Source organism: Serratia sp. FDAARGOS_506 (assembly GCF_003812745.1).
Taxonomy (GTDB): domain Bacteria; phylum Pseudomonadota; class Gammaproteobacteria; order Enterobacterales; family Enterobacteriaceae; genus Serratia.
Genome location: NZ_CP033831.1, coordinates 2,012,881 through 2,032,691, shown reverse-complemented (window position 1 = coordinate 2,032,691; position 19,811 = coordinate 2,012,881). Strand labels below are relative to the sequence as shown.

Annotated in this window: 21 protein-coding genes; 9 read left to right on the top strand and 12 right to left on the bottom strand. The window is 61.5% G+C overall.

Annotated elements, in window-relative coordinates; all coding sequences use genetic code 11:
- Positions 1–13 precede the first annotated feature (13 nt).
- The 3 genes from EGY12_RS09815 to EGY12_RS09805 form a co-directional block, all read right to left on the bottom strand.
- Positions 14–934: a L,D-transpeptidase family protein gene (locus tag EGY12_RS09815; protein WP_038878352.1), complete on the bottom strand. Its 921-nt coding sequence runs from the start codon at positions 932–934 to the stop codon at positions 14–16.
- A 233-nt stretch (positions 935–1,167) separates the two neighbouring features.
- The gene (locus EGY12_RS09810; RefSeq protein ID WP_123893294.1) at positions 1,168–2,043 is read right to left on the bottom strand and encodes a helix-turn-helix domain-containing protein; all 876 of its coding nucleotides are present in this window, start codon (positions 2,041–2,043) and stop codon (positions 1,168–1,170) included.
- Between the two features lie 10 nt (positions 2,044–2,053).
- On the bottom strand, positions 2,054–2,431 hold the full coding sequence (locus tag EGY12_RS09805; protein WP_049202336.1) for a hypothetical protein: 378 nt from the start codon (positions 2,429–2,431) through the stop codon (positions 2,054–2,056).
- A 120-nt stretch (positions 2,432–2,551) separates the two neighbouring features.
- Between EGY12_RS09805 and EGY12_RS09800 the strand changes: the two genes are divergently transcribed.
- A complete protein-coding gene (locus tag EGY12_RS09800) occupies positions 2,552–3,373 on the top strand; it encodes a helix-turn-helix transcriptional regulator (RefSeq protein ID WP_123893292.1) in 822 nt (273 codons plus the stop codon).
- 38 nt (positions 3,374–3,411) lie between these two features.
- Here EGY12_RS09800 and EGY12_RS09795 read toward each other — a convergent pair whose 3' ends face one another.
- The 8 genes from EGY12_RS09795 to EGY12_RS09760 all read right to left on the bottom strand — a co-directional run bounded on the left by EGY12_RS09795 (position 3,412) and on the right by EGY12_RS09760 (position 10,765).
- Positions 3,412–4,548, bottom strand: a complete 1,137-nt coding sequence (locus EGY12_RS09795) for a porin (RefSeq protein ID WP_123893290.1) — start codon at positions 4,546–4,548, stop codon at positions 3,412–3,414.
- A gap of 119 nt (positions 4,549–4,667) precedes the next feature.
- On the bottom strand, positions 4,668–4,919 hold the full coding sequence (locus EGY12_RS09790) for a hypothetical protein (RefSeq protein ID WP_123893288.1): 252 nt from the start codon (positions 4,917–4,919) through the stop codon (positions 4,668–4,670).
- Positions 4,919–5,689: a 3-hydroxybutyrate dehydrogenase gene (locus EGY12_RS09785; RefSeq protein WP_123893286.1), complete on the bottom strand. Its 771-nt coding sequence runs from the start codon at positions 5,687–5,689 to the stop codon at positions 4,919–4,921. The genes EGY12_RS09790 and EGY12_RS09785 overlap by 1 nt, the downstream gene beginning before the upstream one ends.
- 12 nt (positions 5,690–5,701) lie before the next feature.
- Positions 5,702–7,093 carry a GntP family permease gene (locus EGY12_RS09780; RefSeq protein WP_072626667.1) on the bottom strand — a complete coding sequence of 464 codons (1,392 nt, stop codon included), beginning with the start codon at positions 7,091–7,093 and terminating at the stop codon, positions 5,702–5,704.
- Positions 7,094–7,261: 168 nt separating this feature from the next.
- Positions 7,262–8,185, bottom strand: coding sequence for a 3-hydroxyacyl-CoA dehydrogenase family protein (locus EGY12_RS09775; protein WP_123893284.1), 924 nt, complete (start codon positions 8,183–8,185; stop codon positions 7,262–7,264).
- Between the two features lie 18 nt (positions 8,186–8,203).
- On the bottom strand, positions 8,204–9,388 hold the full coding sequence (locus EGY12_RS09770) for an acetyl-CoA C-acetyltransferase (RefSeq protein WP_123893282.1): 1,185 nt from the start codon (positions 9,386–9,388) through the stop codon (positions 8,204–8,206).
- A 13-nt stretch (positions 9,389–9,401) separates the two neighbouring features.
- Positions 9,402–10,055, bottom strand: coding sequence for a CoA transferase subunit B (locus EGY12_RS09765; RefSeq protein WP_123893280.1), 654 nt, complete (start codon positions 10,053–10,055; stop codon positions 9,402–9,404).
- Positions 10,056–10,066: 11 nt separating this feature from the next.
- Complete coding sequence (locus EGY12_RS09760) at positions 10,067–10,765, bottom strand: CoA transferase subunit A (RefSeq protein WP_004933280.1); 699 nt, start codon at positions 10,763–10,765, stop codon at positions 10,067–10,069.
- Positions 10,766–10,933: 168 nt separating this feature from the next.
- Between EGY12_RS09760 and EGY12_RS09755 the strand changes: the two genes are divergently transcribed.
- The 4 genes from EGY12_RS09755 (at position 10,934) to EGY12_RS09740 (ending at position 13,751) form a co-directional block, all read left to right on the top strand.
- The gene (locus EGY12_RS09755; protein WP_123893278.1) at positions 10,934–11,833 is read left to right on the top strand and encodes a LysR family transcriptional regulator; all 900 of its coding nucleotides are present in this window, start codon (positions 10,934–10,936) and stop codon (positions 11,831–11,833) included.
- A gap of 108 nt (positions 11,834–11,941) precedes the next feature.
- Positions 11,942–12,946: a hypothetical protein gene (locus EGY12_RS09750; RefSeq protein ID WP_123893276.1), complete on the top strand. Its 1,005-nt coding sequence runs from the start codon at positions 11,942–11,944 to the stop codon at positions 12,944–12,946.
- Positions 12,947–12,949: 3 nt separating this feature from the next.
- The gene (locus EGY12_RS09745) at positions 12,950–13,342 is read left to right on the top strand and encodes a hypothetical protein (protein ID WP_123893274.1); all 393 of its coding nucleotides are present in this window, start codon (positions 12,950–12,952) and stop codon (positions 13,340–13,342) included.
- 13 nt (positions 13,343–13,355) lie between these two features.
- A complete protein-coding gene (locus EGY12_RS09740) occupies positions 13,356–13,751 on the top strand; it encodes a hypothetical protein (RefSeq protein ID WP_123893271.1) in 396 nt (131 codons plus the stop codon).
- Positions 13,752–14,175: 424 nt separating this feature from the next.
- On the opposite strand, the gene EGY12_RS09730 is transcribed toward EGY12_RS09740, so the two are convergent.
- Complete coding sequence (locus tag EGY12_RS09730; RefSeq protein ID WP_123895578.1) at positions 14,176–14,475, bottom strand: hypothetical protein; 300 nt, start codon at positions 14,473–14,475, stop codon at positions 14,176–14,178.
- A gap of 245 nt (positions 14,476–14,720) precedes the next feature.
- Here EGY12_RS09730 and EGY12_RS09725 point away from each other — a divergent pair, with 245 nt between their 5' ends.
- The 4 genes from EGY12_RS09725 to EGY12_RS09710 all read left to right on the top strand — a co-directional run bounded on the left by EGY12_RS09725 (position 14,721) and on the right by EGY12_RS09710 (position 19,667).
- Positions 14,721–16,091, top strand: coding sequence for a glutamine synthetase family protein (locus EGY12_RS09725; protein WP_060457160.1), 1,371 nt, complete (start codon positions 14,721–14,723; stop codon positions 16,089–16,091).
- 29 nt (positions 16,092–16,120) lie between these two features.
- Complete coding sequence (locus tag EGY12_RS09720; protein WP_033636925.1) at positions 16,121–16,531, top strand: GNAT family N-acetyltransferase; 411 nt, start codon at positions 16,121–16,123, stop codon at positions 16,529–16,531.
- Between the two features lie 13 nt (positions 16,532–16,544).
- Positions 16,545–17,234 (top strand): trehalose-6-phosphate synthase, encoded by a 690-nt coding sequence (locus tag EGY12_RS09715; RefSeq protein WP_123893267.1) that lies wholly within the window; start codon positions 16,545–16,547, stop codon positions 17,232–17,234.
- A 252-nt stretch (positions 17,235–17,486) separates the two neighbouring features.
- The gene (locus EGY12_RS09710) at positions 17,487–19,667 is read left to right on the top strand and encodes a carbon starvation CstA family protein (RefSeq protein ID WP_123893265.1); all 2,181 of its coding nucleotides are present in this window, start codon (positions 17,487–17,489) and stop codon (positions 19,665–19,667) included.
- Positions 19,668–19,811 lie beyond the last annotated feature (144 nt).

Sequence of the window (19,811 nt, the reverse complement as noted above, 5' to 3'; positions counted from 1 at the left end):
AAGCCCGAGGCAATCAGTTCACTTTCACCGGCATACCGGAACGGGCCTTGATCGCCGCGTCCACTTCGCTCTGGTTGACGCCGGCGTCCATCAGCACTTTGCCGACCGGCGCGGAGATGGTCAGCGGCACCGGATCTTTCGATTGCAGCTGCTCTTCGTTGGCCGACAGCGGGTTGTGCACTTCCACGTAGCGCGAGCCGTCCGGTTCAACGGTGGCTTTCATCGGTTCGTTGATGAACTGCACGCGGGTGCCGACCGGCACTTTCTCGAACAGGTACTTGATGTCGTCGGCGCGCAGACGCACACAGCCGTGGCTCACGCGCAGGCCGATGCCGAAGTTGGCGTTGGTGCCGTGAATGGCATACAGGCGGCCAACATACAGCGCATACAGCCCCATCGGGTTGTCCGGGCCGGCCGGGAACACCGCAGGCAGGATTTCGCCGTCGGCCGCGTACTCGGCGCGCATCTTGGCGGTCGGCGTCCAGGTTGGGCCGTCTTTCTTGCGCTGCACGGTGGTAGTCCAGTTCAGCGGGGTGTCTTTACCCAACTGGCCGATACCGATCGGCAGCACTACCACGGTATTGGAACCTTTCGGGTAGTAGTACAGACGCATCTCGGCGCTGTTGATGATGATGCCTTCACGCGGCGCGTCCGGCAGGATCAGCTGCTGCGGGATGGTCAGGGTGCTGCCGGCCTTCGGCAGGAACGGATCCACGCCCGGGTTGGCTTCCAGCATGTTGCTCAGCCCCATCTGATACTGGGCGGCGAAGCTTTCCAGCGGCAGTTTGCTGTCTTCCGGTACGGTGATTTGGATATTCTCGCCCACCAAACGGCTGTCTTTTGGCGGCAGCGGGTAGACGACGGCGAAGGCAGCCTGGCTGAATGCAACCAGTGCCGTAAACAGGGTTAATAACGCGCGAATGCTCATTTTCATCTTCGTGTTGGTCAAGGCCACTGGCGATTATGGGTATCGGTTTCTACGGCCATTTTACCCCGTTGAATTTCAGCCGGCAGCCAACGGCGCTGCGGCCTGAAAAACCAGGGGGGATTTGACCGGATGCGCATTATATGTGCACATCAATCAAAGTGTGAACCATTACCGATGTAATATCGCAATTTTTTGTAACCTGACGCGCCACAAAGGCGACTTTTTGCGAGAACCGCCGCCTAACCAGCGGCGGCCAACGCTTCCACCCGCCGAATAGGGATCAGATATTCGCAGCGGATCGCCGTGCCGCCGAGCGGGCAGCTGCCCTCCTGCGCCGGGTAGAAACGCTCGATATCCTGCCCCGGCCGGCGGACGGCATTCATCTGCGGCATGGCGGTGTCATACAACCGCACGATAAAGTTTTGTAACCCTTCCGCCTGACCTTGATAGGTGAAACGGGCATATTCTCCCTGTTCGATAGTCACCCTCTCCCCCATCGCCCCTTCGTCCGGCAGAGCGGCGGTATAGACCATGCGCGGGTTACCCCGGCGTTGCCTGTCGACCTCCAGGCTGGTGAGGCCATAGACCACTTCCGGCAGCGCCTGCGGCTGCAGTAACTGCCGCCAGGCGTGGCGGCGCAGTTCGCACTTGGAGGCCGCCAGCTGCCCCAGCGTGAAGCTGCGGCGCTGGGTGTTGCCCACCAGTTGCATGGCGGGCAGCATCACGATATCGGCCTGCGGCAACGGTGTGTCGGTCAGCCGCAGCGGCGGCTGCAGGCCATAGCTCGACCAATCCTGGCTGCGGCGATAGCTGGCCGGCGGCAGGCCGAACTGTTTGCGGAAGCAACGGGTGAAGGTCTGCTGCGAATCGAACTGGTAAGTATCGGCAATGCAGGCCACGCTGGTGCCGGTCAGGCGCAGTTCGCGCGCGGCGGCGGTCAGCCTTCTGCGGCGGGCGTAAGTGCCGAGAATATGGCCGGTATGTTGCTTGAACATCCGCTGCAAATGCCACTTGGAGTAGCCGGACTTGGCGGCAATGTCGTCCAGCGTCAGCGGCTGATCCAGGCTCTGCTCGATCCAGGCCAGCAGCTGTTCAATCACCTGTTGCTGGTGCATGGTATTCCCCTTATTTTAACAATAACGTCTGCGCCAATACCCGCCCTGCGGCTTCATCGGCGGCCACCAGCACCGGATAGCCCCAGAACTTGGCGCCGTATTCGGCGAATTCTTCCGCCGCCGCGCGTTTGGCGTCGTCCGGTTCCAGCATGATCATGCCTTTCACCCACAGCTTCAGCGCCTCGCGGTTATCGCGCTTCCACAGCGCGACCTGGGTGCGGGCATCGCGGTCATGTTCTTGTTCTTCATCGCCGACGCTGCGGTCGGTCATCAGGACAAAGGGTTCGGCGCGTGCCAGCAGCGCGCTGAATTCGGCCAGCTCGGCCTGGGTATCGCGCCCGTTTTGGCGCATCCATACCAGCGGAAAATCGGCGGTATCCAATGACATAATCAGTTTCCTCAGAAAATGGTTTAGGACTGGCGCTTACTTTATCGGCACCGGCGCTAGACCACATTGCGCAATCAGGACATAATACTTTTCAATCACGCCAAATTGAGAATTGTTCTCATGAAAGTACAAATCCCCCGCCACTGTTTGGATATCGATCAGGTGCCGCGCCCTCTGTTTGCCCTGCAAGGTTCGACCCTCGAGCAGGACTGGGAAGTCGAGCCGCACCGCCACCAGAAGGCGCAACTGATCTACACGGTACGCGGCATGATCCGCTGCGAAGTGGAAAACGGGCTGTGGCTGGTGCCGCCGCAGTGCGCGCTGTGGATGCCGGGCAACGTGTTGCACAATGCCCAGGGCGCCGGCTCCACCGAGGCCTACTGCCTGTTCGTCGATCAACATGCCGCCGCCGGTCTGCCGCAAAACTGCTGCACGCTGTCGGTCTCTCCGCTGCTGCGCGAACTGCTGCTGCAGGCCAGCACCTTCGAACCGCTCTACGACGAACAGGGCGCCGAGGGGCGCCTGACGGCGGTATTGCTGGACCAGTTGGCGGCCGCGCCGATCGAGAACCTGCATCTGCCGGTGTCCGACGACGCGCGCATTCGGCAGTTGACCGAAGGCATGCTGAGCTGCCCGGCGGACAAATCCACCCTTGGGCAGTGGGCACAGCGCATCGGCATGAGCGAGCGCTCCCTCAGCCGCACCTTACAACAGCAGATGGGCATGAGCTTCGGCCACTGGCGGCGCCAGCTGCACGTGATGCTGGCGCTGCAGCGCCTGACGCAGGGCGAGAGCGTACAGACGGTGGCGCTGGATCTGGGCTACGAGAGCGCCAGCGGCTTCGTCACCATGTTCAGAAAGGCGGTAGGCAAGCCGCCGGCGCGCTACCTGGCAGAGCGCAACGCCTCTGGAGAAACCCTGGGCGGCGCGATCACCATGTGAGAAAGCCGGCGCAAGCGCCGGCTTGAAGCAGGTGAGAGTCAGAAGTCGTAGAACACCGTAATCCAGGTGGAGTCCGGCTCGTTGTCGCTGCTGTTGGCCAGCGTGCGCTCCACATACACCGACAGACCGTAACCGATGGTGGTGCCCGCACCGAGGTAGACGTGGTTGGCGTGATACGCCTCGTCTCCCTTCAGCCGCAGCGAGTCCGCCGCCACGTAAGGCTGGATCGACTTAAGGAACGGCTTGTCGATATTGAAGGTGTAACCGACGAAACCTTCCAGCCCATAGCCGTCGCCGGCAAAGAAATGCGACAGCGTGCGCTGGCGGGTGCTCGGCACATAGTCTTTGTAATAGCTGGCGGTGCCGACGATGTACCAGTTGTTCGGCTGCCAGGTCAACGCGGTGCCGGAAAGCTGCTGGTGATAATCCTTTTCGTGGTACAGATTATCTTTGATCTTCGCGTCGGTATAACTGTAGGCCGCGCTGAAGGTGAAATCTTTCGTCACCTTGTAATCGAAGCCCAACCCGCCCCCGCCTTTGCGGCGATAAATCAGGTTATCCGCAGTGTGCAAATCGTCTTCGGGTAATAAATAGTTGGCGTACAGCGTCACCGGTCCGAAATCATTGGTGTACTTGATGCTGTTTTTCGGTTTATTGCCGCCGTCGTAGTCGCCGGAAATGCCGATGCCGGTGCCGCCCGCATGGCCATCGTTATCCCAGACGTCGCTTTTGATGCCGACCACCGAATAATAGATGCCGTATTGATGGCCGTAGGTCAGGGTGCCGTAACGATCGTCTTTGAAACCGGCGTACAGCTGGCGCTGATAGTCGCGCTTGCCGTCTTCGTTATAGTGCCCGTCCCAGCTGAGCGCATGCGCCAGATCGACGCCCCACTCGTAGTAGCCTATGATCGAGGTGTCCTGCGTCAGCGCATAGTCGCCGCTGAAGCGAAAACGCGTGCCGCCGTCGTGGCCATTTTTGTCATAGCCCGGCTCCGGGCCGTTATTGAAGATCCACTCGGGGCGAATGCTGCCGCCCACCTTTAAACTGAGCGGCGCCAGCAACACATTGCTCTGCGGGTTTTTATCCAGAATGGTGATCTCGGCCTGCGCGCCGGCGGATAACGCCGACAGCAAGACGCCGCCAATGAATATTGGCGTTGTATTTTTTCTCATTATTACCCCTGCCCGAAAAAAATTATTGTTATAAACACGGTGGTCTTAAGCCACGCAGAAATAATTAACCGATGTCACCAGCGCACGCAAGATATAAAAATTCACGCTATAACCTGTCATTATTTCAGGTTGGATTTAATTTCAGCAAAAACGTGTTCATCTGTAACGCGGAGAAAAATAATGTAATAACCACAGCACGAAATAAACCAATCCGCACGTTTCACCCAAAATAAACCGGCGTGATTATCCGGGAATAAAGATAGCAAATAACAAATAAATATTATTGCCGCAGGTAAACCGTCACGCAGGGGAATTAACTCATAGCGGGAAATAACGACGGAGCGCGTTGCGCGCTCCGGGATAAAATTCACTACTGCGCCAGCCAGCCGCCGTCCATGTTCCAGGCGGCGCCGCGCACCTGCGCCGCCGCATCGCTGCACAGGAACAGTGCCAGCTCGCCGAGCTGCTGCGGGGTGACGAACTCTTGCGAAGGCTGCTTCTCCGCCAACAGCTCATCGCGCGCCCGCTGCGGATCCGTCCCGGCGGCGATGCGCTTGTCGATCTGCTGCTGTACCAGCGGCGTCAGTACCCAGCCGGGGCAGATGGCGTTGCAGGTAACAGGCGTGCGCGCGGTCTCCAGTGCCAGCGTCTTGGTCAGCCCCACCACGCCGTGCTTGGCCGCCACATAGGCCGACTTGTCCTTCGACGCCACCAGCCCGTGCACCGACGCCACGTTGATGATGCGCCCCCAGTTGCGCTCGCGCATCCCCGGCAGCGCCAACCGGCAGGTGTGGAACACCGCCGACAGGTTGATGGCGAGGATCGCGTTCCATTTCTCCACCGGGAACTGATCCAACGGCGCCACGTGCTGAATGCCGGCGTTGTTCACCAGAATGTCCACGCCGCCGAACTCGCGTTCGGCATACTGCATCATGTCCGCTATCTGGGCCGCATCACCGAGATCGGCGCCGTGATACCCCGGCGCGGCACCCAACCGCGCGACCTGCGCTTGCGCCTGCTCCACGTCGCCGAAGCCGTTGAGGATGACGCGCGCGCCGGCGGCGGCCAACACGGACGCTATCCCGAGGCCGATGCCGCTGGTCGAGCCGGTCACCAGCGCGGTTTTGCCTTGTATACTCATGGTATCGCTCCTTTAAACAATGCCGGTCAGGTAGAACACGCCGATCACGAACAGCACCGCGGCGCTCTTGATCAGGGTGATGGCGAAGATGCCGCCGTAGGCCTGCCGGTGGCTAAGGCCGGTGATCGCCAGCAGGGTGATCACCGCGCCGTTGTGCGGCAAGGTGTCCATGCCGCCGCTGGCCATCGAGGCCACCCGGTGCAGCACCTCCAGCGGAATGTGTGCCGCATGGGCGGCGGCGATAAAGCTGTCGGACATCGCCGCCAGCGCGATACTCATGCCGCCGGAGGCCGACCCGGTGATACCGGCCAACAGGGTAACGCTAATCGCTTCGTTCAGCAGCGGATTGGGGATCGCCGACAGCGCCTGCGACAGCACCAAAAAGCCCGGCAGCGCGGCGATCACCGCGCCGAAGCCGTATTCGGAGGCGGTGTTCATCGCCGCCAGGATCGCCCCGCCGACCGCCGTCTTGCTGCCTTCCGCCAGACGTCCGCGAATATTGCGAAAGCCGAACACCACCACCAGCAGAATACCCGACACCAGCGCCGCTTCCACCGCCCAGATGGCGGTGATCTTCGCCACGTCGGTGGTGATCGGCTTGGCCAGCCCCGGCAGCGTCAGCTCGTGGCTGGCGCCGTACCACTGCGGGATCCAATGGGTGAAGCCAAGGTTGAATACCCCGACCAAAATCAACGGCAGGATGGCGATCAGCGGGTTCGGCAGGTTGATGTCATCCGGAGTTTCCGGCTCGTTCAGCAGATCGGTGCCGTACCCCTCTCCCTTCAGCTGCGCCTTGCGCCGCTGGCGTTCAAGATACAGCAGACCGACCGCGATGATGAACAGCGAGCCGATCAGCCCCAGCCAGGGCGCGGCCCAGGCATTGGTACCGAAGAAGCTGGTCGGGATGATGTTTTGGATCTGCGGCGTACCGGGCAAGGCGTCCATGGTGAAGGAGAAGGCGCCGAGCGCCACGGTGGCCGGGATCAGCCGCTTGGGGATGCCGCTCTGGCGGAACAGCTCGGCGGCGAACGGATAGACCGCGAACGCCACCACGAACAGCGACACCCCGCCATAGGTCAACAGCGCGCACACCAGCACGATCACCGGAATGGCGTGACGCCGGCCGAGAATGCGGATCGCCGCCGCGACGATCGAACGGGAAAAGCCGGACAGCTCGATCAGCTTGCCGAACACCGCTCCCAGCAGGAACACCGGGAAGTAGAGCTTCACGAAGCCAACCATCTTCTCCATAAACAGCCCGGTGAAGGTCGGCGCCACCGCGCCGGGATCGGTCAACAGCACCGCGCCCAGCGCGGCGATCGGGGCGAACAAAATCACGCTGTAGCCGCGGTAGGCGGCCAGCATCAGTAATCCCAGTGCTGCCAGGGCAATCAAAACGCTCATCGGTCACCTCTTTCCCCTGCGTCTTTCGTGCCGCAGCGTTGTTGCCTGCGTGCGTTCTCCCCAGGAGCTTACTTAAGTAAGCTCCTGGGAATTCACGCGCTTGCCGCCTAGCTGCAACCCGAAATCCATTGGGGTGGTTGTTGTTATTGTCAGGTACGGAGTGCGAAATTACGGTTTCAGCGCAAAGCGCAGCTGATGCGCCCGTCGCCGTTGAATGCGTTCCCTGCGTGCATCATCCCAAAGATAAAATCCCCGGCCGCTGCGCTGGCCGGTATCGCCACGCTGCAACCGCTGTTCCACCAGCGCCATCATCTCGTCGCCGGTCGCCAGTTCCGGGAACAGGTGGCGGGCGATATCCGCCACCGTCGGCAGCCCGGTCATGTCGGCAGCCTCCAGCGGGCCGACCATGGCGTAGCGTCGCCCCAGCGAGGCGCGCATCACCTGATCCACCACCTCGGCGCTGGCGATGCCGCTGTGTACGATATGCAGCGCCTCGCGCAACACCGCAAACTGCAGCCGGTTGCCGACAAACCCCGGCGCGGCGCGCTCCAGCAGCACTGCCTCCAGCGCCATCCCGCCGAGCAGCGTCTGCACCGCCGCCAGATGGCGCGGATCGGTGGCGCGGCCGGGCACGATCTCCACCAGCGGGATCAGGTGCGGCGGGTGCCAGAAGTGGGCGATCAGCAGGCGCTGCGGGTGGGTCATGCGTGCCGCCAGCTCGTCCGGCGGCAGGCCGCTGGTGTTGCTGGCAATCACCGCGTCGTCGGCGATCAGCCCTTCCAACTGCTCATACAGCGCGTGCTTCAGCTCGAGCCGTTCCGGGATCGCCTCGATAAGCAGCCGGGCGCGCGCCACGTCGTTCAGATCGCCAGTCATGCGCAGCCGCGCCAGCGCCGCGTCGCGCTCAGCGTTATCAAACTGGCCGACGTCGCTCAGCTCAGCCAGAATGCCGCTCGCCACCACCGGCGCCTCTACCCGGCGCTGCGGATCCGGGTCATACAGCAGCACCTCATGGCCGTGGCGAATAAAGTGGGTGGCGATGCCCACCCCCATCAATCCGGCGCCCAGTACCGCATAATCAGATGACTGCATCGTGCCCTCCTCGGTTGTTTACGGGCGCTCTACCGCCAGCGCCACGCCCTGACCGCCGCCGATGCACAGCATCGCCAGCCCCTTGTTCACCCCGCGGCGCTGCATTTCGAACAGCAGCGACACCAAAATGCGGCAGCCGGACGCGCCGATCGGATGCCCCAGCGCGATCGCTCCGCCGTTGACGTTGACCCGCTCCGCCTCCCAGCCCAGTTCTTTGCCTACCGCCAGCGCCTGCGCGGCGAAGGCTTCGTTGGCTTCGATCAGATCGACCTCCTCCAGCCGCCAGCCGGCTTTCTCCAGGCAGCGGCGCGCCGCCGGCGCCGGGCCGATACCCATGATCGCCGGATCGACGCCCGACGAAGCGTAACCGGCGATGCGCGCCAGCACCGGCAAGCGCAGCGCGGCGGCTTTCTCCGCGCTCATCAGCAGCACCACGGCGGCGCCGTCGTTGAGCGACGAGGCGTTGCCGGCGGTCACCGTGCCCTCCTTGCGAAACGCCGGCCGCAACCGCGCCAGCACCTCCAGGCTGGTGTCGCGCGGCTGTTCGTCGTGCTCCACACTCAGCACCTCACCCTTCGGTTTCGGCACCGTCACCGGCGTGATCTCCTGCGCGAAACGCCCGGCCTGCTGCGCCGCCTGCGCCTTCTGCTGCGAGTGCAGCGCAAAGCTGTCCTGCTCAGCGCGGCTGATGGCGTATTTCTCCGCCAGATTCTCGGCGGTGATGCCCATGTGGTAGTCGTTGAACGCGTCCCACAGGCCATCGTGGATCACGCTGTCCACCATCTGCGCGTGACCGAGGCGCAGACCGGCGCGCGCGCCGGCCATCAGATAAGGCGACTGGCTCATGCTCTCCTGGCCACCGGCGATAACCGCCTCGGCGTCGCCGCTGCGGATCGCCTGCACCGCCAGATGCACCGCCTTCAAACCGGAGCCACACACCTTGTTGATGGTCAGCGCCGGCGTCGTATGGGGCAGCCCGGCATTCAGCGCGGTCTGGCGCGCCGGATTCTGCCCGCAGCCGGCGGTCAGCACCTGGCCAAGGATCACTTCATCGATTTGCTGCGGCGCCACCCCGCTTTGCGCCAGCAGCCCCTGCACCGCCGCCGTGCCCAGTTCCACCGCCGTCAGCGGCGCCAGCGCGCCGTGAAAACTGCCGACCGGCGTGCGCGTCGCCGCCACGATCACCACTTCACGTTGTTGCACATTCACCTCCGTCTCAGAAACGCATTTCCGGCACTTGCTCCGGCACGATCAGCCGGCCGGCGGTCTTGGCGACAATCTCCGCCACGCTGACGCCGGGCGCGCGCTCGCGCAGCACGAAGGCGCCGTCTTCAATTTCCAGATAGGCCAGATCGGTCAATACCTTGCGGATGCAGTGGGCGCCGGTCAGCGGCAGCGTGCAGCGCGGCAGCAGCTTGGACTCGCCGCCCTTCGAGGCGTGGGTCATCACCACGATGATGTTCTCCGCCCCCGCCACCAGATCCATCGCGCCGCCCATGCCCTTGACCATCTTGCCGGGGATCATCCACGAGGCGATGTTGCCTTCGACGTCCACTTCAAACGCTCCCAGCACGGTCAGATCGACGTGGCCGCCGCGGATCATGGCGAACGACTGCGCCGAATCGAAGATCGACGCGCCGAGGCGCGCGGTGACCGTCTGCTTGCCGGCGTTGATCATGTCGGCGTCCAGCTGCTGCTCGGTCGGGAACTCGCCCATCCCCAGCAGGCCGTTTTCCGACTGCAGCATCACATCCATGCCCGCCGGCACGTAGTTGGCCACCAGCGTCGGAATACCGATGCCCAGGTTGACGTAGTAACCGTCCCTCAGCTCTTGCGCCACGCGCTGCGCCATTTGTTCACGGGTAAGCATGCGAATTCTCCTTATGCCCGCAGGGTGCGTTGTTCGATACGCTTCTCGAAGGTGCCCTGGATCAGCCGATCGACGTAGATGCCGGGGGTGTGGATCGCCGCCGGATCCAGCTCGCCCGGCGCGACGATCTCTTCCACTTCCACCACTGTGATACGCCCGGCGGTCGCCATCAGCGGATTGAAGTTCTGTGCGGTGTGGCGGTAGATGACGTTGCCGAAGTGATCGGCCTTCCAGCCTTTAACGATGGCGAAATCGCCGGTGATGGCGGTTTCCATGATGTAAGGGCGGCCGTTGAACTCGCGCACCTCTTTGCCTTCGGCGATCGGCGTGCCGTAACCGGTGGCGGTGAAGAACGCCGGGATACCGGCGCCGCCGGCGCGGATCTTCTCCGCCAGCGTGCCCTGCGGTGTGAGATCCACCTCCAGCTCGCCGCTGAGCGCCTGCTGCTCGAACAGCGCGTTTTCGCCGACGTAAGATCCCACCACCTTGCGGATCTGATGGGTTTCCAGCAGCCGCCCGAGGCCGAACCCGTCGACGCCGCAGTTGTTGGAGACCACCGTCAACCCGCGCACGCCGCGCCGGCGGATCTCTTCGATCAGGTTTTCCGGGATGCCGCACAGGCCAAAGCCGCCCGCCAGCACCGTCATGTTGTCCGTCAGGCCTGCCAGCGCTTCCTGGTAGCTGCCGACGCGTTTGTCGAGCCCTGCCATATCGTTGCCCCTGCATGTTGCGGCGCAGGGCGAAATGCCCTGGCTTGCGTAAGGGCATCTTCAGGTCACAAAAATGATTTGTTAATTTTGTTTTTATGCCGCATTCATTTAGAATTTTTATCAATCACTCGTTAACCGACAATTAACAAAGAGTTAACGCCAGCCAAAATGAAAATGAGCATCAAACAGTTACGCGCGTTTTTAGCGGTAGCTCACACTCTGAACTTCGCCCAGGCCAGCGAGCGGCTGAATATTTCTCAGCCGGCGCTCAGCCTGGCGATCCGTGGGCTGGAAGACGCGCTGGGCGGGCCGCTGCTGCTGCGCACCACCCGCCGGGTGACGCTGACGCCGGAGGGGGAAACCTTCTTTCCGATGGCGCGCCAGCTGCTGGCGGATTGGGACAACGCGGAAGAGGCGATGCGCCAGCGCTTCACCCTGCAAATGGGCAAGGTGGCGATCGCCGCCATGCCGTCGTTCGCCGGCAACCCTCTGCCGCCGATCCTCAAGGCGTTTCGCGATCGCTACGCCGGCATCAACGTGGCGGTGCACGACGTCATCAACGAGCAGGTGTTTGAAATGATCCGCGAAGGGCGGGTGGAGATGGGCATCGCCTTCGAGCCGGAGCCGAGCGACACCCTGCACTTCACCCCGCTGTGCCGCGATCGCTTTCTGGCGGTGGTGCCGAAGGATTCGGCGCTGGCGCGCAAGGCGCAGGTGAGCTGGAAGGAGCTGCTGACGCTGGATTTCATCACCCTGCAGCGGCCATCGGCGGTGCGGCTGCTGCTGGAGCAGGAGCTGGCCCGCAGCGGGCGAACGCTGGAGGTGGCGTTTGAAAGCCACCAACTGGTGACGGTCGGGCGCATGGTGGCCAACGGCCTCGGCGCCAGCGCGGTGCCGGCGCTGTGCGAGAAACAGATGGATGAGCTGGGGGCGGTCTGCGTGCCGCTGATCGGCCCGATCATCGAACGGCGCGTGGGCCTGATCCGCCTGGCGCAGCACCAACTCTCTTCCGCCGCGCAGGCGCTGGCGACGGTGATCGAACGGGAAATGGCGGAGAGTGGCGGGTAAAGCGGCACCAGCATTTTCAGATGATTCTCCGATCGAGAGCGTGAGCCAGAACCTGTTACCACCCTGTAGAAAATGTTAAGTTTCCTAAAAATAAGGAGGCTTTTCGACATGGAACAGAAGTCCAGCAGCATCGCACCGGGCTATTGCATCGCCCAACAAACCGGCCCGCTCGCCTTCCACGTTAACTACCTGTTCGGTGGCAAGCCATCGGAAGCGGCACGCTTTTTTATGCAGCTCAATGCCGATACGCCGCTGGTTCAACCGGGGCAAATGCTGATCGTCGCCGATCCGCGCAATCATAATCAATCTACGCAGATCGCCGCCCTGATGCAGGCCAAGAGCCGCACCAGCAAAGCGGTGAAAGCCGGTGACAGCGATTTCTCTACCTTCTTGCACCGCAATTACGCCGCTATCGCCGCCTTCACCAGCTATGGGGAAACGGTCGTCGGGCTGGCTTCGGATGCCGGAGAACGCTACTTCAGTCAGATCAAAAATATCCTGGTCGAAATTGAAAAAACCTACCAAAATCAGTTCCGCACGAGTGGCGCTTTGATTGGCACTCAGTTTCAGGTGGAACGAGCGCGGCTGTTCGGTACATTAAAACCGTTACTGAATCGCCTTACTCGTGCTCAACTCAATATGAAAGAGCATGCGCAAATCAAACACGCGCTGGGGCTCTCCAGTAAATCGCTGGTGCATGAATGGAGTACCGCTGGCGTCGGTGCCATCAAGGGCTATTCGAACTACGTCGACAGCGCCAGCCGTGCGGCCAAGTTTATGAAAGCCGGCGGCTGGATCGGCATCGGATTGAGCGGGCTGAATACCACCAACGACGTCTACAATGCCTGCACCACCGGCCGCGAACAGGAGTGCGCCAAGATCGCGGTGAAGGGATACAGTCATTTTGCGGCAAGTACTGCCTTCGGTATCAAAGGCGGCGAATTAGGTGCCGCTGGGGGAATGTTACTATGCGGAGTTGTATTAGGCGTCGCCACTGGTGGCGTTGGGTCGTTAGCATGTGGCATAGCGGGTGCGGCTGCTGGTGGGGCCGCCGGTGGTTGGCTCGGTGGTTCTTTATCTGATACGGCTACAGGTTTTATTTTTGGTGACTGACTCATGAAAACAGCATCACTTATTGCAGCCGTGCTGCTCTTGCTTTGTTGGCTTGTTCAATATATTTACTCTCGTCGCTATAAACGTGAGTTCGATGTTTTTTATCAACGCTATACCCAACAGGGCCACTTTGTCCCTGCTCACGTCGCGATTGCCGATGGCCTTGGCTCTTTAGGCACTTCCATCAAAGTCCAATGGTTCAGATGGATCCTTTGCGGCAAGAAAATCAAGGTGAAGAAAAACCAATATCTTCCCGCCAAGACCTATGAATTTGTTCGTCTTTCATCATCTGAACGCTTGCAGACCTGGATGAAAAACAACGGCACGCTTTTGGCGCTGGAAGGCGTACTCTTCATCATGGCATTGATCTTTATGATGATAGCGAGAATATCGTGATTCAGGCTACTCAATGAAAACCATTGTCATATTATGCTTAACGCTGCTGGTTTTAAGCGCCTTCATCCAGTTCATTGGTTACCGGCGCCATAAAAAAGAGTTTGACGCTTTCTATCAACGTTACGCCGGCAGCGGACATTTTATTCCGCCCTACGTCGCCTTTGCCGATAGCCTCGGCATGCTTGGAACCTCATTGAAAGCACAGTGGTTTCTTTGGACTCTGAAAAGGAAAAAATTAAAAATAAAGGATCAAGTTTGGCTCGATGCGAAAACCTACGATTTCGTGCAAAAAACCGCCTCTCCTGAGCTACAGAAGTGGCTGGCGATGGATTTTATACTTTTGCTCGTAGAGGCCATTATTACCACCGTGGGCTGTATTTTTATTTATCTCATCAAAATCAACGTATAAAAATGACCAATTATATTGAGTCTTACATAAAAGAGATAAAACTCTTAGTGGTATTACTATTCTTTCTTTGCCTTCTTATCGCTATTATCCAATTTATTTACTATCGACTTCATAAAAAAGAATTTGATCTCTTTTATCAACACTATGTGGTGAGTAAACACCCTGTTCCACTTTTTGTCGTGATAGCGGACAACCTTAACTTCATCGGTGTTTCACTAAAAGCCCAGTGGTTTCGTTGGATTTTGAACAACCGGAAATTAAAACTGACTCGCAAAGTTTGGCTAAGCCCCAAAACCTACGATTTCGTTCGAACTGCTTCATCACCAAGGCTACAAAGTTGGATCCGTAATGATTTCAGACTATTAATGATACAAGGAGCACTCTTAGTCATCATGTGTCTCCTGAACTATCTCCTGAAGTCGGTCTAATCCCCCTCCACCGCCTGCACCGCCACCTTCTGCGTGGCGCGCTGATATAAGCACAGCTCCCTGCCCGGCTTGTTTTTCATAAACGGCTGCGGGTAGCGCCCGCCGATAAACAGCGCCGAATAGCCGACGTCATCACCGTAGTGAACGATCGCCCCTTCCACCCTGGCGTTTTTTAGCCCGCTGGCTTTCAGGCAGGCGGCGCGCATCGCCCTTTCGCTCTCGGCCCACGCCTGTGGGGAAGACGCGGTGGCGTTGAACGCGGCCAGCGCGGCGATAAGCAGCCCTATTCTCTTCATCATTGCCTCTCCTTCAACGGCCCGTCTCGCCAGTATAGACCGTGCCGGCGCGGCCAACCCGCCAACGCCGCCGTACTCTTTACGGCATTTTTATTCCGCGCCCCGTTAACGTTACGGCGTTTTTACAGACAGTTTTTGCCGCCGCAGATACCCTTTTCACATCGCCGCTATGGCCTTACAAGAGAGTTGTCCCATGCGTTTATCCCTGCCTCTGGCCGTGATCGGTCGCCGTTCTGGAGCGCGCCATGCATTCTAATATCATCGGCTTCAATCCGCTGTTGGCGGAGCTGCCCGCTTCGCCAACGCGCGCCTTCCACAAAGAGCTGGAACACTACCTGCAGCGCTATCCGCAGACCGAACAGCTGGATATTTATCTGCACGATCTGAACGGCCAGCTGCGCGGCAAGCGACTGCCGATCGCCGAAGCCTTTGGGCTGGAGAAAGGCTGCTACTTTCCGCTGTCGATCTACGCCCTGGATCTGCACGGCCGAGTGATTGAAGAAAGCGGGCTGGGGCAACGGGCGGGCGAGCCGGACCGCTTGTGCCTGCCGGTGCCCGGCACGCTGCGCCCCTGCGCGCGCGATCCCGAACGCCACGCCCAGCTGCTGCTGACGATGCAAAACGCCGACGGCGGCGCCTGCGAGCTGGAGCCGCGCGTGGTGCTGCAACGGGTGCTGAAGCGCCTGCACGAGCGCAACTGCTTCCCGGTGGTGGCGGCCGAACTGGAGTTCTACCTGCAGGATCCGCAGCACCCCGCCGAGGCGGAAACCTGCCCAACGCAGAGCTTCGCTGTGGATGCGCCCGAGCGCCACCATGCGCTGCTGAGCGACATCGAACGGCACGCCCGCCTGCAAAACCTGCCGTTGACCGGCGTGGTGGCCGAAGCCGCCTCCGGCCAGTACGAGCTGAATCTGCATCACAGCCGGCGCGTGCTGGAAGCCTGCGACCAGATCATGGCGCTGAAACGCCTGACGCGGCAGATTGCCGAGCAACATCACCAGCACGCCTGCTTTATGGCCAAGCCCTGCGCCCACGCCGCCGGCAGCGGGCTGCATTTCCACATCAGTTTGCAGGACGAGCACGGCGAGAACCTGCTGACCGGCGCGCCGGGCGAACTGAGCGACAACATGCAGCAGGCGATGGCGGGCATGCTGGCGCTGATGCCGGCGTCGATGGCGATCCTGGCGCCCAACATCAACGCGTTCCGCCGCTTCCGCCCTGGCATGCACGTGCCGCTGCGCGCCTCCTGGGGCCACAACAACCGCACGGTGGCGCTGCGTCTGCCCTGCGCCGACAGCGCCAACCAGCGCATCGAATACCGCCTGGCCGGCGCCGACGCCAACCCCTATCTGGCGCTGGCGGTGATGCTCGGCGGCCTGCTGCACGGGCTGGAAAATCCGCTGCCGCTGCCGCCCGCCGCCAACGGCTGCGAGAGCGACAACGCCGCGCCCTTGCCGCTCGGCCAACAGGAGGCGCTGGCGCTGTTCCGCCACAGCGATCCGCTGCGTGAGCTGCTCGGCCCAGCGTTCTGCACCCTGTGGCACACCTGCAAAAGCGCCGAACTGCGCCGCTTCGAGGAACAGGTCACCGCCGCCGAACTCGGCTGGATGCTGTAACCCCCCGGTTCATTAACCTAAGGATAATCATGAATATGCAACCGCAACGGGCGCCCGTGCAGCCGCTGCTCTGCTGGCGCAAAGGCGTTTTTCATATCAGCACCGATCGGCAGCTGTTGGATATCGAGGCGATCCAGCGTTTCCTCAGCCTGCCGGATCGGGCGGCGGCCGAGCGTCTCGTGCACCACGGCCTGTGCTTCGGGCTGTACCGCAAGCGCCACCTGCTCGGCTTCGCCCGCATGGTGACCGATTACGCCACCTTCGCGTCGGTGAGCGAACTGTTCGTCAGCGCCGAATACCGCGGCGTCGGGCTGGGAAGCTGGCTGACGCGCTGCTGTCTGGCGCATCCGGCCTTGCGCGGCCTGCGCGTCACGCTGCCCGCGCTGCAGGCGCCCTGGCGCGCCGATGGTTCGGCGCACGCCCTGCGCGCCCTTCACTGATAAGGAGGCCTCCATGTCTCGTTTGGTGCTGATTTCCAACAAGCAGTGCGACGGTAAGGATCTGGCCTGCGCCGGCCAGACGCTGGCGGCCGACGCCGAACCGGGGCTATGGCTCGGCTGGAACGGCGACGTGCAGAATTTCGCGCAGCGCCCGATCAGCTGCCGGCAGCGTGCCGGTTACGATCAGGTGACCTTTCCGCTGTCGATCGAGGAGTTTCGCCGCCACTATCAGGGCTATTACCACGACGGCCTGTGGCCGGTGTTCCACAACCAGCCGGAGAAGGCGCATTTCACGCCGGAAAACTACCGCGCCTACCGGCAGCTGAACCGCCGGTTTGCCGATATCGCCTGCGAGCACCTGTGCCCCGGCGACATCGTCTGCATCGACGACTATCAGCTGCTGCCCTGCGCCCAGGCGCTGAAGGAGCAAGGGCTGCTGAACGCCTGCGCGTTCTTCTTCCACCTGCCGTTCCCATCGGCGGCGCTGCTGCGGCGCATCCCGGAACATCGCCAACTGATCGCTTCGCTGCTGTTCTACGATCTGATCGGCTTTACCACCAACGACGATCGCAACGCCTTTCTCAGCTGCCTGGCGGCCGAGTTCCCGCTGGAGATGCTGCCCGACGATCAGATCCAGGCCAACGGGCATCTGTTCGCCACCGGCATTTTCCCCGCCGGCATCAACGGCAGGCAGGTTTATTGAGCTCAGACCATCGGCGGCCGAACCTATGGCTCAGGCCGCCAACCGCTCACCCCGCCAATCCAACCGTTCACCCGGCGAATCTGACCGCTGACCGAAATACGCCTGTCTTCCCCCCTTACCCCCGGCGATGATGAGCTGTTCCTAAACCCGCTTTACCTCGGGAAAGACGCTACGGCTCACCGCGCCACTCTGACATCTCTTACAAGCGGATGAGTTCATTCATATTTTGCAGACTGGAATTAAGGATACCTCATGAAACGAGAGGGGATTTTAAAGCACATTCCGTGGATGCTGCTGGGGATACTCGGCGCAGCCTGCCTCGGCGTGGTGGCGCTGCGCCGCGGTGAACACATCAGCGCGCTGTGGATCGTCGTCGCTTCGGTGGCGGTGTATCTGGTGGCCTACCGCTACTACAGCCTGTACATCGCCACCAAGGTGATGAAGCTGGACGCCGGCCGCGCCACTCCGGCGGTGGTCAACAACGACGGCCTGAACTACGTGCCGACCAACAAGAACGTGCTGTTCGGCCACCACTTCGCCGCCATCGCCGGCGCCGGGCCGCTGGTGGGGCCGGTGCTGGCCGCGCAGGTCGGCTACCTGCCCGGCACGCTGTGGCTGCTGGGCGGCGTGGTGCTGGCGGGGGCGGTACAGGACTTTATGGTGCTGTTCATCTCCTCGCGCCGCAACGGCGCCTCGCTCGGTGAGATCATCAAAAAAGAGATGGGGCCGATACCGGGCACCATCGCCCTGTTCGGCTGCTTCCTGATCATGATCATCATCCTGGCGGTGCTGGCGCTGATCGTGGTGAAAGCGCTGGCGGAGAGCCCGTGGGGCGTGTTCACCGTCTGCTCCACCGTGCCGATCGCGCTGTTTATGGGCATCTACATGCGCTACCTGCGCCCCGGCCGCGTGGGTGAAGTGTCAATCATCGGCATCGTGCTGCTGGTGGCCGCCATCTGGTTCGGCGGCGTGGTGGCGCACGACCCGTACTGGGGCCCGGCGCTGACCTTTAAAGACACCACCATCACCTTCACGCTGATCGGGTACGCGTTCGTCTCCGCCCTGCTGCCGGTGTGGCTGATCCTGGCGCCGCGCGACTACCTGGCGACCTTCCTGAAAATCGGCGTGATCGTCGGGCTGGCGATCGGCATCGTGATCCTCAACCCTGAGCTGAAAATGCCGGCGGTGACCCAGTTCGTCGACGGCACCGGCCCGGTGTGGAAAGGTACCCTGTTCCCGTTCCTGTTCATCACCATCGCCTGCGGCGCGGTCTCCGGCTTCCATGCGCTGATCGCCTCCGGCACCACGCCGAAGCTGTTGGCCAATGAGACCGACGCGCGCTTCATCGGTTACGGCGCGATGCTGATGGAGTCCTTCGTCGCCATCATGGCGCTGGTGGCGGCGTCCATCATCGAGCCGGGCCTGTACTTCGCCATGAACACCCCGCCGGCGGCGCTGGGCATCACCATGCCGGATCTGCACCGTCTGGGCACCGAAGACGCGCCGATGATCATGGCTTCGCTGAAGGACGTGACCGTGCACGCGGCGGCGGCGGTCAGCTCCTGGGGCTTCGTCATCAGCCCGGAACAGATCCTGCAGACCGCCACCGACATCGGCGAACCTTCGGTGCTGAACCGCGCCGGCGGCGCGCCAACGCTGGCGGTGGGCATCGCCCACGTGTTCCATCAGATCATTCCGGGCGCCAACATGGGCTTCTGGTACCACTTCGGCATTCTGTTCGAGGCGCTGTTCATCCTGACCGCGCTGGACGCCGGTACCCGCTCCGGCCGCTTTATGCTGCAGGATCTGCTGGGCAACTTCGTGCCGTTCCTGAAGAAAACCGACTCTCTGGTGGCCGGCATCGTCGGCACCGCCGGCTGCGTCGGGCTGTGGGGCTACCTGCTGTATCAGGGCGTGGTGGATCCGCTCGGCGGCGTGAAGAGCCTGTGGCCGCTGTTCGGCATCTCCAACCAGATGCTGGCCGCCGTGGCGCTGGTGCTGGGCACCGTGGTGCTGATTAAGATGAAGCGCACCCAATACATCTGGGTGACCGTGCTGCCGGCGGTGTGGCTGCTGATCTGCACCACCTACGCGCTGGGGCTGAAGCTGTTCAGCGACAACCCGCAGCTGGAAGGCTTCTTCTTCCTGGCCGGCGAGTATAAACGCAAGATCGCCGAAGGCGGCGCCGAGCTGAGCGCCCAGCAGATCGCCAACATGAACCACATCGTGGTGAACAACTACACCAACGCCGGGCTGAGCATTCTGTTCCTGCTGGTGGTGTACAGCATCATCTTCTACGGGGTGAAAACCGCAATGGCGGCGCACAAAAACCCGAAACGCACCGATCAGGAAACGCTTTACGTACCGGTGCCACAGGCCACGCCCGCCGACGGCGTAACTGAGGGGGAGGTCAAAGTTTCGACCCAGCATTGATGTGATTTAACGGATACCCTGCATAATAACGTTAAGTAGTACCCAAAGCCGCACGGCCTGCGTATCGCAAGATGCCAGGCGTGCGGCGCGATGCAATCGAGATACCCGGGGCGACCCGGAGGTGGGGCATCCCTGCGGGAACCC